Source organism: Rhodococcus sp. FG69, assembly GCF_057808915.1.
In genome coordinates, this window is record NZ_JBMDIX010000011.1 from 1 (window position 1) to 16,331 (window position 16,331).

Sequence of the window (16,331 nt, forward strand, 5' to 3'; positions counted from 1 at the left end):
CGAGAATCGACGGAAAACTCGAGCCGACACGCCGACCTAACAAAGTACTACTAGGTTTCGATGGAAGGAAGAAGCGAGTCAGTTCTCGGACCAGGTGTCGTAGATATCGCTGAGGGAGGCAAACCACACGCCGTCGTGGCCGGACATGTAGTCCAGCAACCTTTCGAACATGATGATGTGGTGCGCACGAGCGATCGTCTGCGGATGGACCGTCAGCGCCATGACACCGCCGGGCACGTTCTTGTAGCAGTAGTCGAAGTGATCTTTCCAGCGTTCGTACATCGATGCTGTCGAGTCGAATCCCTGATTGACGCCCGGAATGTACTCGGCAGCCGGGAAGTCATCGAGGAACCAGGAGACCGGGAACTCGAGGATCGGTGAAGGTGTCCCCAGGATGCTGCCCTCTTCCCACCTGACCTCGACGGGTCTCGGGTGGTAGGGCTCGAAATCACGACCCATCAGCGAGGAATCCCATTCGAAACCGTTCTGCTCCAGAATCGACAGCGTATTCTCCGTGAAATCCCATGCCGGCGAACGATATCCGCGCGGCCGGGTGCCGACATATTTTTCGTGCAACTTCAGCGTCTTGTCCATGAGATGCAGCTCGGTGTCGTGATCGAGCGACGGGACCGACTCGTGGTAGCAGCCGTGCGCCGCGATCTCCTGACCGGCGTCGACGATCGTCCGAAATGCGTCGGGAAAGGTCTCCATGGAGTGCGTCGGCGTGCACCAGGTTCCGGCAATGGAGTAGCGCTCGAACAGCGAGAGCACTCGCGGAACACCCACTTCGGCGCCGAACTCACCGCGGGAGAGGTAGCTCGGACTGGTCTTTCCGAACGTTCCCATCCACACACTGTGTGCGTCGAAGTCGCATCCGATGTTGACGGCGATCTTCTTACCTTCGGGCAAGTTCAGGGGCATTACGGTGTCTCCTGCAGTTCTGGAAGTAGGTCGGTCGTGAAACTGCGGTACAGCGGGTTCCGCCGCTGTCGGTCGTGGAACGTCGTCGCAGCACCGGTCTTGCGGTTCTCGGCCAACAGGTCGAGGTCCAAGGTTGCCGTGATGACGTCCTCGACGTTGGTCCGAGCCTCGGCCACAACGCCGTTCGCAGGGAAGCCGAGATCGCAGGGGCTCAGAATCGAAGCCCGCGCCCAGCCCGGTGACAGCGGCGCTCCGGCGAACCCCGCGATCGGAGCATGTGCGGCATACACCTGGTTCTCGATGCACCGCGCTGCAGCGGTATGCCGTACGCGATAGAAGCCCGCTTCGGTGAAGGTGTACGACGGAATCAACAGCAGTTCGGCCCCGCGCCGCGACAGCACAGTGCTCACCTCGGGAATTTCGGCTTCGTAGCACACCGCGATACCGACGGTGACTGCGCCCAGATCGATCGGTTCGAGCAAGTCACCCTCACCCGTTCCCCACTCCGCCTCCGCCGGAAAGATATGTGTCTTCTCGTGGCGATACTCGGTGCCGTCCGGCGTGAACAGGAACGCGGTGTTGAGGAGTTGGTCCCCCTTACGGACGAGATGCGTTCCCGCGAGGATATTCTGGCCTCGTGCTCTCGCAAGCTCCATGAACAGCCCACGGTAGTCGTCGGTGTATTCGGAGATCCGGCCCAGTTCCGAAATCGAGTCCGACTGCCATCCTGGCTTGGCCGTGAACAGCGGCTCGGTGACCAGTTCTGGAAAGACGACGATATCGCTGCCGTCGGTCTGTTCGATCAGTCCGCGGATCTGTGCCGCGAACGCGTCGAAACCGTCGAGCTGACGCATCTCGAATTGCACCGCAGACACGGTGACGCTCCTGCTCATAGTGTTCTCCTTGTCGTTGTTGCTAGCGAGCGAGCAGTCCGCCGTCGATCACCAAGTCGGTTCCGGTGACGAACGAGGACTCGTCGCTGGCGAGATAGACAGCGCCGTAAGCAATTTCGATAGGTTCGGCGCCGCGGCCCATCGGCGTACCTCCGATGACGCGCGCATTGATCTCGGGATCCTGGGCTTCGGCGAGCGGAGTGCGAATCCATCCTGGAACGATCGAGTTGACCCGAATACCCTGCGGCGCATATGTGATCGCAGCGTTGCGGGTCATCGATCGGACTGCCCCCTTCGCCGCCTGGTATGCCGCCACGCCGACTCCACCGACGACGCCCCATGCCGAAGACAGGTTGATGATCGAGCCCGCGCCTGTCGATAACATCGATGGGATCACCGCGCGCATTCCGAGCCACACGCCGGTCTGGTCCACCCCGAGGACACGGTCCCACTCCCCGATCTCGATCTCCTCGATACCGGAGTACGCGATGACACCTGCATTGTTGACCAGCACGTCGATGCTTCCGCGCTCGGCCACTATGGCATCGATCGTCGTCCGCCAGGCGCCTTCCTTCGACACATCGAGCACGATCGGACGAGCACCCTCGATCGCGTCGAAGGTATCGGTCAGATCCGCGGCATAGACGACGGCGCCCTCTGCTATGAATGCCTCGGCCGTCGCGCGTCCGATTCCCTGTTGCGCACCGGTGACCAGCGCGACTTTGCCTTGCAACCTGTTCATGACGGTACGTTCTCTTTCTTCGAAGGGGCGACGGCACTCATTGCGCGAGATATCCGCCGTCGATCGGCAGCTCGACACCCGTGACGAACGCGGATTCACGTGATGCGAGATACACAGCGCCCCAGGCGATATCCTCCGGATCTGCGCCATGACCGAGCGGCGTGGCGTCGAGGTATCGGGCGTTGAGCTCGTCTGTCTGACCGACTGTCATCGGGGTCTTGATCCAGCCAGGAAGGATCACGTTGGCCCGAATACCGTCGCGGGCGTAACTGACTGCGGCATTCTTGGTCATCGTGATGACTGCGCCCTTGGTCGCGTGATATGCGGCAACGCCGGGTACAGCAGTCGACCCGCAGATCGAGGAGATGTTGATAATCGAACCTGCGCCGTTCGCACGCATCGCCGGTATGACCGTTTGCATCCCGAACAGCACACCCGTCTGATTGATCGCGACAATGCGCTGCCACTCGTCGACCGAGGTTTCGACGATGTCGTGGTAACCAGCAACGCCTGCGTTGTTGACCAGGACGTCGACCTTGCCGTGCGCGGCCACGACGTTGTCGATGAGGGCTTTCCACTGAGCCGCATCGGTAACGTCGTGCTCCCGAACATCGACTGCGCTGTCTCTGGTCAACACTTGGACGTCGGTGGCCACCACGGTCGCGCCTTCCAGCGCAAATCGCTCCGCGATGCCCAGCCCGATACCGCCGGCAGCGCCGGTCACGATGGCCACTGATCCGGACAACCGTCCCATCATGGCTCCTTCCGCTCACCTCACCGAGATCGGTGATGCGCATCCGATTGATGCGATGGCTGAACAGTAGGAACCCCAGGGCAGTGGGCACGTCCGTAGATGTACGTATGCGCTCCAGCGGGTCGGAGAGTTTTCGTGGGCGTAACAGGGTCGGGCGATGCGATCGAACGGCACCGGACGCTTCCGCTATGTGTCCTGAATCTCAAAGTGAGACGGATGAGACGCAGATCACGGGGTTCAATCGTGTGCACATCTTCCCGACAAGGCCGGCAACCCCGCTGACCTCGCATCCAGGAGGCGCACATTGAGTAGGCAAAGCCTTACCAAGGCACACGCGAAGATCTCGGAGCTTACGTGGGAACCCACGTTCGCCACACCTGCGACTCGCTTCGGCACGGACTACACGTTCGAGAAAGCACCGAAGAAGGACCCGCTGAAGCAAATCATGCGGTCCTACTTCCCCATGGAGGAAGAGAAGGACAACCGCGTCTACGGCGCGATGGACGGCGCGATTCGCGGCAACATGTTCCGCCAGGTCCAGCAGCGCTGGCTCGAGTGGCAGAAGCTGTTCTTGTCGATCATTCCGTTCCCGGAGATCTCGGCGGCACGGGCGATGCCGATGGCCATCGACGCGGTGCCCAATCCGGAGATCCACAACGGCCTGGCCGTGCAGATGATCGACGAGGTCAGGCACTCGACGATTCAGATGAACCTCAAGAAGCTGTACATGAACAACTACATCGACCCGGCTGGGTTCGATATGACCGAGAAGGCGTTCGCGAACAACTACGCCGGCACCATCGGTCGGCAGTTCGGCGAAGGCTTCATCACCGGTGATGCCATCACTGCCGCGAACATCTATCTGACCGTCGTCGCGGAGACAGCGTTCACCAACACACTGTTCGTCGCGATGCCCGACGAGGCAGCCGCCAACGGTGATTACCTGCTCCCGACGGTATTCCACTCGGTGCAGTCCGACGAGTCTCGCCACATTTCCAACGGCTATTCGATCCTGCTCATGGCACTTGCCGACGAGCGGAATCGTCCACTGCTGGAACGTGATCTGCGATATGCGTGGTGGAACAACCACTGCGTCGTCGACGCTGCGATCGGCACATTCATCGAGTACGGGACCAAAGATCGACGCAAGGACCGCGAGAGCTACGCGGAGATGTGGCGCCGCTGGATCTACGACGACTACTACCGCAGCTACCTGATTCCGCTCGAAAAGTACGGCTTGACCATCCCTCACGACCTGGTCGAAGAAGCATGGAACCGGATCACGAACAAGGGATACGTGCACGAGGTCGCCCGCTTCTTCGCAACCGGCTGGCCGGTCAACTACTGGCGCATCGACACCATGACCGACAAGGACTTCGAGTGGTTCGAGCACAAGTACCCAGGCTGGTACAGCAAGTACGGAAAGTGGTGGGAGAACTACAACCGGCTCGCCTACCCCGGCATCAACAAGCCGATCGCCTTCGAGGATGTCGGCTACCAGTACCCACACCGCTGCTGGACGTGCATGGTGCCCGCTCTCATCCGTGAAGACATGGTCGTCGAGAAGGTCGACAACCAGTGGCGCACGTACTGCTCGGAGACGTGCTACTGGACGGATGCGGTAGCTTTCCGTGGCGAGTACGAAGGCAAGGACACCCCGAACATGGGGCGCCTCACCGGATTCCGCGAATGGGAGACTCTGCATCACGGGAAGGATCTCGCCGACATAGTCTCGGATCTCGGCTACGTTCGCGACGACGGCAAGACTCTCGTCGGTCAGCCGCATCTCGATCTGGACCCGAAGAAGATGTGGACTCTCGACGACGTCCGCGGCAACACCTTCCAAAGTCCGAACGTGCTGCTGAACCAGATGACCGAGTCGGAACGGAACGCGCACATCGCGGCCTACCGCGCCGGCGCCACCGTGCCTGCCTGATCTCAGCCTCGGTGGGCAGCGACTGAGATCAGCCGCTGCCCACCGACTTCAGCGTCATCGAACTGCAGCGTCACCGATACACCCACTTCAGGAGACCCTCGTGGCCGACACCCACCGCATCACCTTCGAACCGGTCGACATCGAGATGGAAGTCCGCGAGGACGAACACATCCTCGATGCAGCGTTCCGACAAGGAATCCATCTCATGCACGGCTGTCGAGAAGGACGTTGTTCGGCCTGCAAGTCGTTCGTCCTCGACGGCGATATTCAGATGGAGAATCACTCGACGTTCGCGTGCAACGAAGCAGAAGAAGACGAGGGCTTCGTACTTCTGTGCCGTACCAAGGCATACAGCGACTGCACCATCGAGCTGCTGAACTTCGACGAGGACGAACTGCTCGGCGGCATCCCGATCCAGACGGTGACCACCAGGGTCGCTTCCCTCGAATCGGTGACCGGCGACATCGTGGCACTACGCCTCGAACCCGTCGAACCGGCAGTGTTCGAATTCAAGCCGGGCCAATACGCGGACCTGCGGATCCCAGGCACCGATGACCTGCGATCCTTCTCGATGGCGTCGACACCGTCGACTCCGGACCAGGTCGAGTTTCTCGTCAAGAAGTACCCGGGCGGCAAGTTCGCGGCACTGCTCGACGACGGAATTTCGGTCGGGGACGAGATCACCCTGACCGGGCCCTACGGTTCGTCCACTCTCAAGGACGGCCACGTCCTGCCAGTGGTCTGCATCGGCGGCGGTGCCGGAATGGCCCCGATTCTCTCGATCGTGCGCCATATGAAGGAAACGGCCAACACCCGACCCGTTCACTTCTACTACGGTGCGCGCACCCCGAACGACCTGTTCTACATCGACGAAATCAACGCCCTCGGTGATGGTTTGGTCGACTTCACCTTCGTTGCCTGCGTATCCGATTCGGTAGGCGTGGCGTCCTCCGGTGCGATATCGGTTGAAGAAGGCAACGTCACCGACGTCGTCCGGCGACTGGAACCCGGGATCGCCAAGTCGGAGGTCTACCTGTGTGGGCCTCCCCCGATGGTCGATGCCGCGCTGGAGCTCCTGGACGTATGCGGAACACCGACGGATCAAGTCTTCTACGACAAGTTCACCAGCCCGGCATTCGACTAGACCGCTTCACCGATACCAGCCCACACCTCAACCGAGAGGCCAGACATGACTGCAACCCAAGACTCGACTGTCACGGCGGAGCCGAAGCACCGCAGCTTCCCCACAATCGAATTCACCGATTCCGAAGCCGGCGCGAAGGAATTCCCCAGCTCGAAGAGCCGCACCTACAGCTACTACACACCGGCCAAGCGCCGGGCAACGATGTACGAAGACGTAACCGTCGACGTGCAGCCCGACCCCGACCGTCACCTGACACAGGGGTGGATCTACGGCTTCGGCGACGGCCCCGGTGGATACCCCCAGGACTGGACAGCCGCGAAATCGTCGAACTGGCACGAGTTTCTCGATCCCAACGAGGAGTGGGACCAGACCATCTTCCGCAACAATTCCGCAGTGGTGCATCAAGTCGAGCTGTGTTTGAGCAACGCCAAACGCGCCCGTGCGTACGACGGTTGGAACACGCCGTGGCTCAAGTTCATCGAGCGAAATGTCGGCGCGTGGATGCATGCGGAGAACGGTCTGGCTCTGCACGTGTTCACCTCGATTCAGCGTTCGGGTCCGACCAACATGATCAACACCGCTGTAGCCGTCAATGCCGCCCACAAGATGCGCTTCGCGCAGGACCTCGCCCTGTTCAACCTCGACCTGTCCGAGGCAGTTGTCTCGTTCGACGGGTCGGCGCACGTCGATGTATGGAAGAACGCCCCGGAATGGCAGCCGGTTCGGGAAGTCGTCGAGCAGCTCACCGCGGTGCCGGACTGGTGCGAGCTGCTCTTCGCCACCAACATCGTCTTCGAGCAGCTCGTCGGATCCCTCTTCCGCACCGAGCTGGTGATGCAGATTTCCGCCCGAAACGGCGACTACATCACGCCCACCATCGTCGGAACAGGTGAACACGACTACGACCGCGACTTGAATTACACCCGCACACTGTTCCAGCTCCTCACCCACGATCCCGAGCACGGCGAGGCAAACCGCGCCTTGTTCGGTGAGTGGATGACCGTCTGGGTACCCCGGTGCCTCGACGCGGCACGGGCGCTGCAGCCGATCTGGTCTCAGCCGGCGGACAAGGCCGTCACGTTCGCCTCCAGCTTGGACGCAGCCATCGCCAAGTTCACGGTTCTGCTCGAATCCCTCGGCCTCGACATCCCCAAGGAGTTGGCACGATGACCATGCAATTCGGATCGAACACGGAATTTTCGAACATGTGTGGCGTGACCTTGATGAACACACCGGTAGGGAGGGTGGTCGCCGAGGTAATGGGCGCCAAGGCCGGCGTCGAGCTCACCGAGTACCCCTCGATGATTCGCGTCGACGGCACCAAACTTCTGTCGTTCGACTACGACGAATTGACCGATGCGCTCGGACAGGAATTCGACGGTTCCGTGTTCGAAGAGATCAGCTCCACGCACTACGGCCGCATGGTCCACCTCGATGACAAGACGATGCTCTTCGCCAGCCCCGAAGATGCGGCCGAGTACATCGGGTTCGACCTCGCAGAGCTCCCCTGACGTTCGAGCCCGTCAGCAATTCGCAGCAGAAGAGAATTCACGAGAGTTGGAGACCGAGACCATGTACGAAAAGAACGGCGACAAGTACTTCATCGTGGACGGCCACGTACACCTGTGGGACGCACGCGAGAAGAACCAGAAGAACATTCACGGCAAGCAGTTCATCGACTGCTTCTACGACTACCACAAGAACCTCAGTCCTGAATCCGAACTGTGGGACTACGAGACATATCAGTACTACGGCGAGGATCGCCTGTACAAGGATCTGTTCGTCGACGGGTACGTCGACCACGCGATATTTCAGGCGACCCTTCTCAGCGACTTCTATCACACCGGTTTCGGACAGACCGAGGACGCGTTCGCTCTGACACAGAAGCACTCGGACAAGCTGACTTACAACCACGCCTACGATCCCAGGTTCGAAGAGGCAGGCCTCGAACAACTCCGCAAGGATGCGGATCGGATGAATCTGCAGGGCGTCAAGCTCTACACCGCCGAATGGCACGGCGATTCCCGTGGATACAAGCTGGACGAGCCCTGGTCGAGGCGATACCTCGAAGAGTGCATCAAGTTGGGTATCAAGAACATTCACGTGCACAAGGGGCCGACGATCCGGCCACTGGACCGAGACGCCTTCGACGTCGCAGATGTCGACAAGGTTGCGACGGACTACCTCGATCTGCGCTTCGTCGTCGAACACGTCGGACTGCCCCGGCTCGAGGACTTCTGTTGGATCGCCACCCAGGAATCGAACGTCTACGGCGGCCTCGCTGTGGCGTTGCCGTTCATTCACACCCGTCCGCGGTACTTCGCCCAGATCATCGGCGAACTGCTCTATTGGTTGGGTGAGGACAAGATCCTCTTCGGCAGCGACTATGCGCTGTGGACTCCCAAGTGGCTCATCGAGAAGTTCGTGGACTTCCAGATCCCCGAGGACATGCAGTCGGAGTACGCACCGATCACCGTCGATCAGAAGCGAAAAATACTCGGGGCCAACGCCGCCGCGCTGTACGGCATCGATATTCCCGCCGAACTCCGCCCCGCGGGGAACCCGGGCCAGGAAGGTGTCGAGGTCGCCGCAGGAGCGAAAGAAGCCGTGTCGTCATGACCACCCTGGCCCTGTGCTCTCCCGTCGACGTCATCGATGCGCTCGCCACGGTCACAGACCCTGAACTCGACGAGCCCATCACCGAGCTGGGATTCGTCAGATCGGTGACGCTCGACGACGACGGCGTCGAAGTGCATCTGCGGTTGCCGACGGCGTTCTGCTCCCCGAACTTCGCGTACCTGATGGCCTCCGATTCCCTCGACGCCCTTCGACTCGTCGAGGGAATCGGCACGGTCAGGGTCTTGCTGGACGACCATCACGACAGCGACAAGATCAACATCGGGTTGGCGGCCGACGCCGGTTACCGCGGCACCTTCGGCTCGGAGGCCGACGACAGTCTCGAGGAACTGCGAGGCGTGTTTCTCCGCAAGGCCCATCTAGCCGCGATGGAACGCTCGATTGCTGCCCATCTGGCACAGACCGGTGAAGGCGTCGAGCGCATCCACACGCTCACCCTCCGCGATATCAGGAGCGAACGACACACCACCGCTCTACTCCGCCGTCGCAGCGCGATCGGACTGAGCATCTGCCCGAACAGCCGGGTGTTCGTCGACGAACACGGACAATCCGTTGCACCAGAGGAGATCCCTCTGAAGCTTCGGTTCGCGAAATCCGTCCGGATCTCCATCGAAGGCAACTCGCACTTCTGCCGCGGGCTGCTGGCCACCCGATACAGCGACAGTGAACCGATCAGCTCGTCTCCACGCATCACCGACATCAGAACCAGGAGATTTCAATGAGGGCAGTACAGGTGGTGGGCTACCACTCGACACTGGAAATGACCGACATCCCCGCGCCCGGCATCGAAGGACCGTTCGACGTGATCGTGCGAATAGGCGGTGCCGGCGTGTGTCGCACCGACATCCATATCCTCGAAGGACAGTGGGAAGAGAAGAGCGGAGTCACGCTGCCGTACACGATCGGTCACGAGAACGCCGGCTGGGTCGAGGCCGTCGGAGACGCGGTAACCAACGTGGCGGTCGGGGACAAAGTGATACTGCACCCGCTGGTGACTTGCGGTTTGTGCCGCGCGTGTCGCTTCGGTGACGACGTGCATTGTGAGAACAGTGAATTCCCTGGAATAGATCGCGACGGCGGCTATGCCGAGTACCTTCGGACCACAGCCCGTAGTGTCGTCAAGATCGACGATTCGCTCGAACCTGCCGACGTCGCAGCCCTCGCGGACGCCGGATTGACCGCCTATCACGCTGCGGCCAAGGTTGCGCGTGATACCCGTCCCGGTGACACATGCGTCGTCGTCGGCGCAGGCGGATTGGGACACATCGGGATTCAGGTTCTCATGGCCATTTCCGGAGTCAAGGTCGTCGTCCTCGATCGCAACCCCGATGCCATCGACCTTGCGTTGCGAATCGGTGCCGATCACGGGATCGTTGCAGACGGGAACCACGTCAAGGAGGTCCTCGAACTCACCGACGGGCATGGCGCAGAAGCGGTTCTGGACTTCGTCGGCGAAGGCGGTGCCACCCGGGACGGTGTCGCGATGCTCCGTCGTGCAGGAAGTTACTACGTCGTCGGATACGGGGAGAACATCGACATCCCCACAATCGATGTCATCTCCACCGAGATCAACTTCATCGGCAACCTCGTCGGGTCGTACAACGACCTGCAGGAGCTGATGGCACTGGCAGCGAACGGCCAGGTGTCGCTGCATACCACCACATACCCGCTCGCCGACTTCCAACGAGCACTCGACGATCTCGACGCGGGGCGTGTCCGAGGCCGAGCGATCCTCGTCCCCTAGAGCCGCATCAGCGCCCACCCACACACACTCGAAAGGAACGAACTCATGGCCAAGGAACTGCGGTTCAACACCGAAGCACGCGCGCTACTGGAGCAGGGCGTCAACGCTCTCGCCGACGCAGTGAAGGTGACGTTGGGACCCAAAGGACGAAACGCGGTGCTCGAGAAGCTCACCGGTCCGCCCACGATCACCAACGACGGCGTCACCATCGCTCGAGAGATCCAGCTCCGTGATCCGTTCGCCAACATGGGTGCCCAGTTGGTGAAGGAAGTCGCGATGAAAACCAACGGTGTTGTCGGTGACGGAACCACCACCGCAACCGTCTTGGCCCAGGCGATGGTACGAGAGGGCCTGCGCGCAGTGGACGCCGGCGCGAACCCGATGCGACTGCGTCGAGGAATCGAAACGGCCGTCGCCTCCGTTGTCGAGTCCCTACGTGCGCAAGCAGTCGAAGTAGTGGGCAGCATCGACCTGGAGCGCATCGCCACACTCGCGGCCAGCGACGACGAGGCGATCGGACAGTGTGTCGCCAAGGCCGTGGAGTACGTCGGAAGATCCGGCATCGTCACCACCGAGGAAAGCGAAACTCTCGGAATGGCAGTCGATGTCGTCGACGGTATCGAGTTCGATCACGGATTCATCTCGGGCTACATGATCACCGATCCCGAGCGCGCCGAAGCAGTGCACGATAACCCGGTCATCCTTCTGACGAACAAGAAGATCAACCAGGTTCAGGACATCATGCCGAGCATCGAGGCCGCCAAGCGCGCGGACCGCCCGCTCGTCGTCGTGGCCGAAGACGTCGACGGACCCGCTCTGCAGCTGCTCGTGGGCGGCAACATGCACAAGACCATGCAATCGGTCGTTGTCCGCGCCCCCGGTTTCGGGCACCGACGGGTCGCCGAGCTTCAAGATCTGGCCATTGCGCTCGGCGGCCAGGTGATCGCCAAGGACACAGGCCTCGAACTTTTCGAGGTCACCATCGACCAACTCGGGTCGTGCGACCGGATCACCGTCACCGAGAACGCCACCACGATCGTCGGCGGCCGGGGCGATCAGAAGCTCCTCGACGCTCGTGTCTCTCAGTTGGAGAGTCAGCTCGAACGCTCCAAGATCGACGGTGACCGAGACAGCCTCGAACTGCGCATCGCGCGGTTGACCGGACGGGTCGCGGTGGTCCGGGTCGGCGGCGCGACCAGCGTCGAGCTCAAGGAGCGGATGCTCCGTGTCGAAGACGCTGTCGCCGCATCGCGAGCGGCACTGGAATCGGGAATCGTCTCCGGCGGCGGGACGGCTCTGGCGCAGTCGCACCGCGCGCTCGCAGAGTTGGAACTGACCGGTGATCAGGCGATCGGAGTGGAAGTGGTTCGAAAGGCCTTGACCGAGCCGCTGCGGTGGATTGCCATCAATGCCGGCTTCGAGGGCGACGAGGTCGTCGAGGTCGTCACCGGTCTGCCGATCGGACACGGGTTCAACGCACTTACCGGCGAGTACGGAGACATGTTCGACGACGGTGTCATCGATCCGTTCAAGGTCACCCGGGCGGCTCTCGAGAGTGCAGCATCGATTGCAGCACTGTTGATCACCACGGAAACCGCTGTGGTGGAGGAAGTCTTCGGCAATCCGGGCGCGATCATGGCGCCCGGATTCGGTGACCTGGCCGAAGGGATGGTTCGTCCGTCCAACATCTACTGAGAACGAGTTCGATTGCAACGCAGACAAGATCGGTAGACGGAGTGGCGTCGAGGTAGTCCCGGTGCCACCCCGTCATCCGTCACGGATCGAAGAGACATGATCTTCATCGTCGGTATCGCAAAACCACTACCGATCGGTGACAATCGGCTAACATCAGCCTGTTACGGCGTGATCGTCCGATTCGGGAGCACAGCTTTTTCGCGATCACGGAATCACCCGTTGCTCTAGATGTGGGTAGGCGGACAAGCATGAGCAAGGAAATCTCGGTACGAGACAGGGACCTTCGCAGGGCTCGTGAAAAATACTTCACCGAGCAGCAGTTCGACGATGCCGTTCGGGGTCCCATCTCCTTTTCCTGGGAACGGTCGCGGTCGCTGAATGTCCAACCCGACATCTTGCACGCGCCCTATGTCCGCGACCCGGACCTGGAGAGCCCGCTGGTGGTGGCGGCAACACCAGTTCTGCGGCAGCTCGCCGACGGACTGGTCGACGAGCCCGTGTCGGTGATTCTCACCTCTGCCGACGGCGTGGTTCTGAACAGAACAGCCGGGAGCAACCAACTGTTGAGAATGCTCGACAACGTCAACCTCGCCCCCGGATTCAGCTATTCCGAACAGTTCGCCGGGACCAACGGCATCGGAACTGCACTCGAAACCCGGCAACCCACCCTGGTCTCGGGGGCAGAGCACTACGTCGAAAGTTTGGGAAATCTGGTCTGCGCGGGCGTTCCGATCGTGCACCCCATCAGTGGTTCGGTTGTCGGAGTCCTCGACGTCACCGGCTGCGTCGAAGACGGCGCCCCACTTCTTGTCACGCTGGCGCGGTCGGCCACTGCGCAGATCGAAGGTCGATTGCTCGCGCAGTCGAGCGAAGAACAAACCTCGCTGCTCAACGCGTACCTCCGAGCCTGCAGACGATCGCAACAGGTCGGGGTTCTCGCGCTGGGCGACGACATTGTGCTGCTCAACAGAAAGCTGCGACGCGCCCTCGACCCCCAGGATCAGGCAGCGGTGGTCGAACATGCCGTCGACCTCACCAGCGGCTCGGGCAACAGCCGACACATCCTGACGTTGCCCGGCGGGCAGACCGTTCGACTCTCCCCTGCAGTGGACGCCACGGTGTCCTCTCGTCGCGGTATGGCCGTCTACTACGCATACCTCACCGATCCCACCGCGACGACGGTCGCCATCGAGAGCGCAAAAGCCCTTCCCGGGATCGTCGGCGAGAGCTCCTCCTGGAGGCACAGCAGCCAGCAGATCGCCCGTTGCGCCAGACAGCAAGAGTGGGTGGCCGTATCCGGTGAATATGGAAGCGGACGGTTCAGCATTTTGAAAGCATCAGCCATTCAACATATCTCGACTACGACGAAGTTCTTCACCGCAACGGAACTCGCTGCCACCGAGGGTGCGATGCTCTCGCTGGAATCCGAGCTCGAACAAGACGGTTTCAGCGTGATCATTCGCGACATCGACACATTGCCCGATACCCATCAGCGCACCATCGCGAGCATGATCCAAGGTCGCGAACACGCAGGATGGATCGGGGTCACCATCGGTACCGAAACGGACAACACGGAGAGCAATGCCCTGGTCCAGCCGTTCTTCGGCCACACGGTCCACGTACCAGCGCTCCGATACCGGATAGAAGACATACACAAACTGGTCCCCTACATACTTCGCCAGCTCAGCCGCGGGCAGGACCTGACCATGTCCCCTGCGGCCATCCGTCAGCTCACCAAGTACAGCTGGCCCGGAAACGTCGCTCAACTTCGTGAAATCCTGCAAGAAATCGTGCACAACCAGAGGTCGGGGATTGTCGAAGTAGACAAGCTGCCGCCCAGCTGTCGGGCACTGAGTCGCCGCACCCTCACCCCGATCGAAGCTCTCAAGCGCGACGCCATCGTGCACAGCTTGGAGAGCAACGGCGGAAACAAGCAAGCAGCAGCGGACGCCCTGGGGATGTCTCGCGCCACCATCTACCGAAAGATCCGCGAGTTCGGCATCGACCTGTAGCACCCGCCCCGATGTCCCGCCGGACCGAAGACAACTGCACGCGCACAACCCGAATTCATCGGAATCGGGACGATTTCGGGAACCGCGCCCCGGCGCCGACTCACGCGACCGCCCATACTTCGTAACTACTACGAGCCGAATTCTGCGGACAGCTCAGGAAGAAACCCAGCGAGATGGTTCATCTCCTGTCCGCAATGCAACATCAAGTCTCGGGCCAAGTCCAGTCCGACAACGAGATCGGCCGGATCCACCGATGCGCCACGCTGGATAGCGCACGCGGCCTGCTTCAGATCGGGAATGTGCAGGCCACGCATGTTCAGATAGAAGCGACTCCGCATTTCTGCACCATCGTCACATGGCCTGATCTGGTGAGCGATCCAACCCAAGTCGACCGGCGCGATGGCGCTACCGACCCGCCCCAAAATCACCGTCTGGTCGGCGGGGACATCGAATCCGTGCGCGACTGGATCGCGAAAGTCGATCATCAACTGCTGCAGCTTCGGGCCGATGTATTCGTCCACGAACGTCGTGTTGCCGATGTACTTTGCCCGGTCGGGAATGTCGAGCGCAGTCCGGTCTTGTGCGAGCGCGGCGTACAGGTGAGCGTCGGGATGCCAAAGTTTGTATCGGGCCGCCTCGGTGGAGTGCCATCCGAACCACCAGTCCCACATTGCCGCCGTGACACGCGGCATCACGGTGTGAACAGCAACAAAAATTACTCCATCGGGGAGCTGGCCGTAACCTGTCTCGATCGGTGAGTAGCCAGCCGCTGCGAGATCGGCTGTGATAGAGGCGAATCCAGGCAAGTCGCCGGCCGCGAGGGCTGGGCCCGTGTAAGTGTCGACGACGGCGACCGGCGCTGGTGCCGTCCGGTCAGCCATATAGCGGGCATACGGGCGACCTCGGTCGCCTTCACGATAGCCCTGGTATCGACCGCCGCATTCCTCAGCTGAGCCCGCCCCGGGTGCCGCGCTCGACTTCGCTGTCGGACCGAGAACAGCCGCGGCCACCGCTGCTGCCGCACCGACGACGATCTGGCGTCGCGTCGGACCCTCACTCATGGCACCCGTTTCTCAACATCCGTTGAGGTTATGGTTTGGCGGAGTTCATGTCAACGCCAGGTTGCAGCACCCGAGGCTTGCCGCGAGCAGTTCCGGTACATCCCGACTTGCCGACGAACTATCTTGGTGTGAATGCGTATCGCGGTGGTGGAGGACGACGACGGAATAGGTGACGCTCTGGTCGACGCCTTGACCGAGGTGGGGCATGCACCTGTCCGGATGCGCCGCGGCGCCGACATTCTTCTCGGATACCACGACTTCGACGTCGCACTGCTCGATCTCGGACTGCCGGACATGGACGGATTGGAAGTCCTACGCAAACTGCGAACCTTGAGTTCGGTCCCGGTGGTGGTGCTGACCGCGCGGGACGACGAACGCTCGGTGGTCCGGGCCCTTCGCGGCGGTGCGGACGATTACGTCGTCAAGCCAGCTCGGTTGGGCGAATTGCACGCGAGGCTCGAGGTGGCGGCGCGGCGTCGAAGTGCAACGAGCCAGCACGTCGCCGACAGGATGGTTCTCGGCGACATCACCGTCGATCTCGTGGGCCGCAGCGTCGCGGTGGACGGTCACGATGTTGCGCTGACGACCAAGGAGTTCGACCTCTTGGCTCATCTCGTCGCGCGACGGGGTGAAGCGGTCAGTCGGGAGCAGCTGATGGACGCCATCTGGGGCAACGCCTATGTTGCCATTTCACGGACGCTCGACGTTCACATGACGGGATTGCGTGCCAAGCTGGGACGTTCCGGCACCATCGTCACCATCCGCGGCTTCGGCTACCGCTGGGACACCTGA

The 16,331-nt window shown here is 61.4% G+C and carries 15 protein-coding genes; 10 read left to right on the top strand and 5 right to left on the bottom strand.

Annotated elements, in window-relative coordinates; translation table 11 throughout:
• Positions 1 to 78 precede the first annotated feature (78 nt).
• Genes ACODSO_RS10525 through ACODSO_RS10540 form a run of 4 tightly spaced genes read right to left on the bottom strand, consistent with a single transcriptional unit; the run spans position 79 to position 3,313 of the window.
• Positions 79 to 921 carry a polysaccharide deacetylase family protein gene (locus ACODSO_RS10525; protein WP_489036931.1) on the bottom strand — a complete coding sequence of 281 codons (843 nt, stop codon included), beginning with the start codon at positions 919 to 921 and terminating at the stop codon, positions 79 to 81.
• A complete protein-coding gene (locus tag ACODSO_RS10530; protein ID WP_489036933.1) occupies positions 921 to 1,814 on the bottom strand; it encodes a carbon-nitrogen hydrolase family protein in 894 nt (297 codons plus the stop codon). Before ACODSO_RS10530 ends, ACODSO_RS10525 begins: the two co-directional genes overlap by 1 nt.
• A 22-nt stretch (positions 1,815 to 1,836) precedes the next feature.
• Positions 1,837 to 2,556, bottom strand: a complete 720-nt coding sequence (locus ACODSO_RS10535; protein WP_489036935.1) for an SDR family NAD(P)-dependent oxidoreductase — start codon at positions 2,554 to 2,556, stop codon at positions 1,837 to 1,839.
• Between the two features lie 37 nt (positions 2,557 to 2,593).
• The gene (locus tag ACODSO_RS10540) at positions 2,594 to 3,313 is read right to left on the bottom strand and encodes an SDR family NAD(P)-dependent oxidoreductase (RefSeq protein WP_489036937.1); all 720 of its coding nucleotides are present in this window, start codon (positions 3,311 to 3,313) and stop codon (positions 2,594 to 2,596) included.
• Positions 3,314 to 3,614: 301 nt separating this feature from the next.
• Between ACODSO_RS10540 and ACODSO_RS10545 the strand changes: the two genes are divergently transcribed.
• From ACODSO_RS10545 to ACODSO_RS10585, 9 genes are all read left to right on the top strand, one after another.
• The gene (locus ACODSO_RS10545) at positions 3,615 to 5,246 is read left to right on the top strand and encodes a ferritin family protein (protein ID WP_068374608.1); all 1,632 of its coding nucleotides are present in this window, start codon (positions 3,615 to 3,617) and stop codon (positions 5,244 to 5,246) included.
• A gap of 100 nt (positions 5,247 to 5,346) precedes the next feature.
• Positions 5,347 to 6,390: a 2Fe-2S iron-sulfur cluster-binding protein gene (locus tag ACODSO_RS10550; protein ID WP_489036939.1), complete on the top strand. Its 1,044-nt coding sequence runs from the start codon at positions 5,347 to 5,349 to the stop codon at positions 6,388 to 6,390.
• A gap of 45 nt (positions 6,391 to 6,435) precedes the next feature.
• Entirely contained in the window at positions 6,436 to 7,560 is a 1,125-nt protein-coding gene (locus ACODSO_RS10555; protein WP_489036941.1) for an aromatic/alkene monooxygenase hydroxylase subunit beta, read from the top strand.
• Positions 7,557 to 7,901: a propane 2-monooxygenase effector subunit MimD gene (mimD, locus tag ACODSO_RS10560; protein WP_489036942.1), complete on the top strand. Its 345-nt coding sequence runs from the start codon at positions 7,557 to 7,559 to the stop codon at positions 7,899 to 7,901. The genes ACODSO_RS10555 and mimD overlap by 4 nt, the downstream gene beginning before the upstream one ends.
• A gap of 61 nt (positions 7,902 to 7,962) precedes the next feature.
• A complete protein-coding gene (locus ACODSO_RS10565; RefSeq protein WP_489036944.1) occupies positions 7,963 to 9,009 on the top strand; it encodes an amidohydrolase family protein in 1,047 nt (348 codons plus the stop codon).
• Positions 9,006 to 9,749, top strand: a complete 744-nt coding sequence (locus tag ACODSO_RS10570) for an iron-sulfur cluster assembly protein (RefSeq protein WP_489036945.1) — start codon at positions 9,006 to 9,008, stop codon at positions 9,747 to 9,749. The genes ACODSO_RS10565 and ACODSO_RS10570 overlap by 4 nt, the downstream gene beginning before the upstream one ends.
• On the top strand, positions 9,746 to 10,771 hold the full coding sequence (locus ACODSO_RS10575) for an NAD(P)-dependent alcohol dehydrogenase (RefSeq protein WP_489036946.1): 1,026 nt from the start codon (positions 9,746 to 9,748) through the stop codon (positions 10,769 to 10,771). Before ACODSO_RS10570 ends, ACODSO_RS10575 begins: the two co-directional genes overlap by 4 nt.
• Before the next feature lie 45 nt (positions 10,772 to 10,816).
• Positions 10,817 to 12,466 (top strand): chaperonin GroEL, encoded by a 1,650-nt coding sequence (gene groL / locus ACODSO_RS10580; protein ID WP_489036948.1) that lies wholly within the window; start codon positions 10,817 to 10,819, stop codon positions 12,464 to 12,466.
• A 248-nt stretch (positions 12,467 to 12,714) separates the two neighbouring features.
• A complete protein-coding gene (locus ACODSO_RS10585) occupies positions 12,715 to 14,478 on the top strand; it encodes a sigma-54-dependent Fis family transcriptional regulator (RefSeq protein WP_489036949.1) in 1,764 nt (587 codons plus the stop codon).
• Between the two features lie 128 nt (positions 14,479 to 14,606).
• Here the strand turns inward: ACODSO_RS10585 and ACODSO_RS10590 are convergent, their stop codons facing one another.
• Positions 14,607 to 15,539: a DAPG hydrolase family protein gene (locus ACODSO_RS10590; protein ID WP_489036950.1), complete on the bottom strand. Its 933-nt coding sequence runs from the start codon at positions 15,537 to 15,539 to the stop codon at positions 14,607 to 14,609.
• A 132-nt stretch (positions 15,540 to 15,671) separates the two neighbouring features.
• On the opposite strand from ACODSO_RS10590, the gene ACODSO_RS10595 reads away from it, so the two are divergent.
• The gene (locus ACODSO_RS10595; protein ID WP_489036952.1) at positions 15,672 to 16,331 is read left to right on the top strand and encodes a response regulator transcription factor; all 660 of its coding nucleotides are present in this window, start codon (positions 15,672 to 15,674) and stop codon (positions 16,329 to 16,331) included.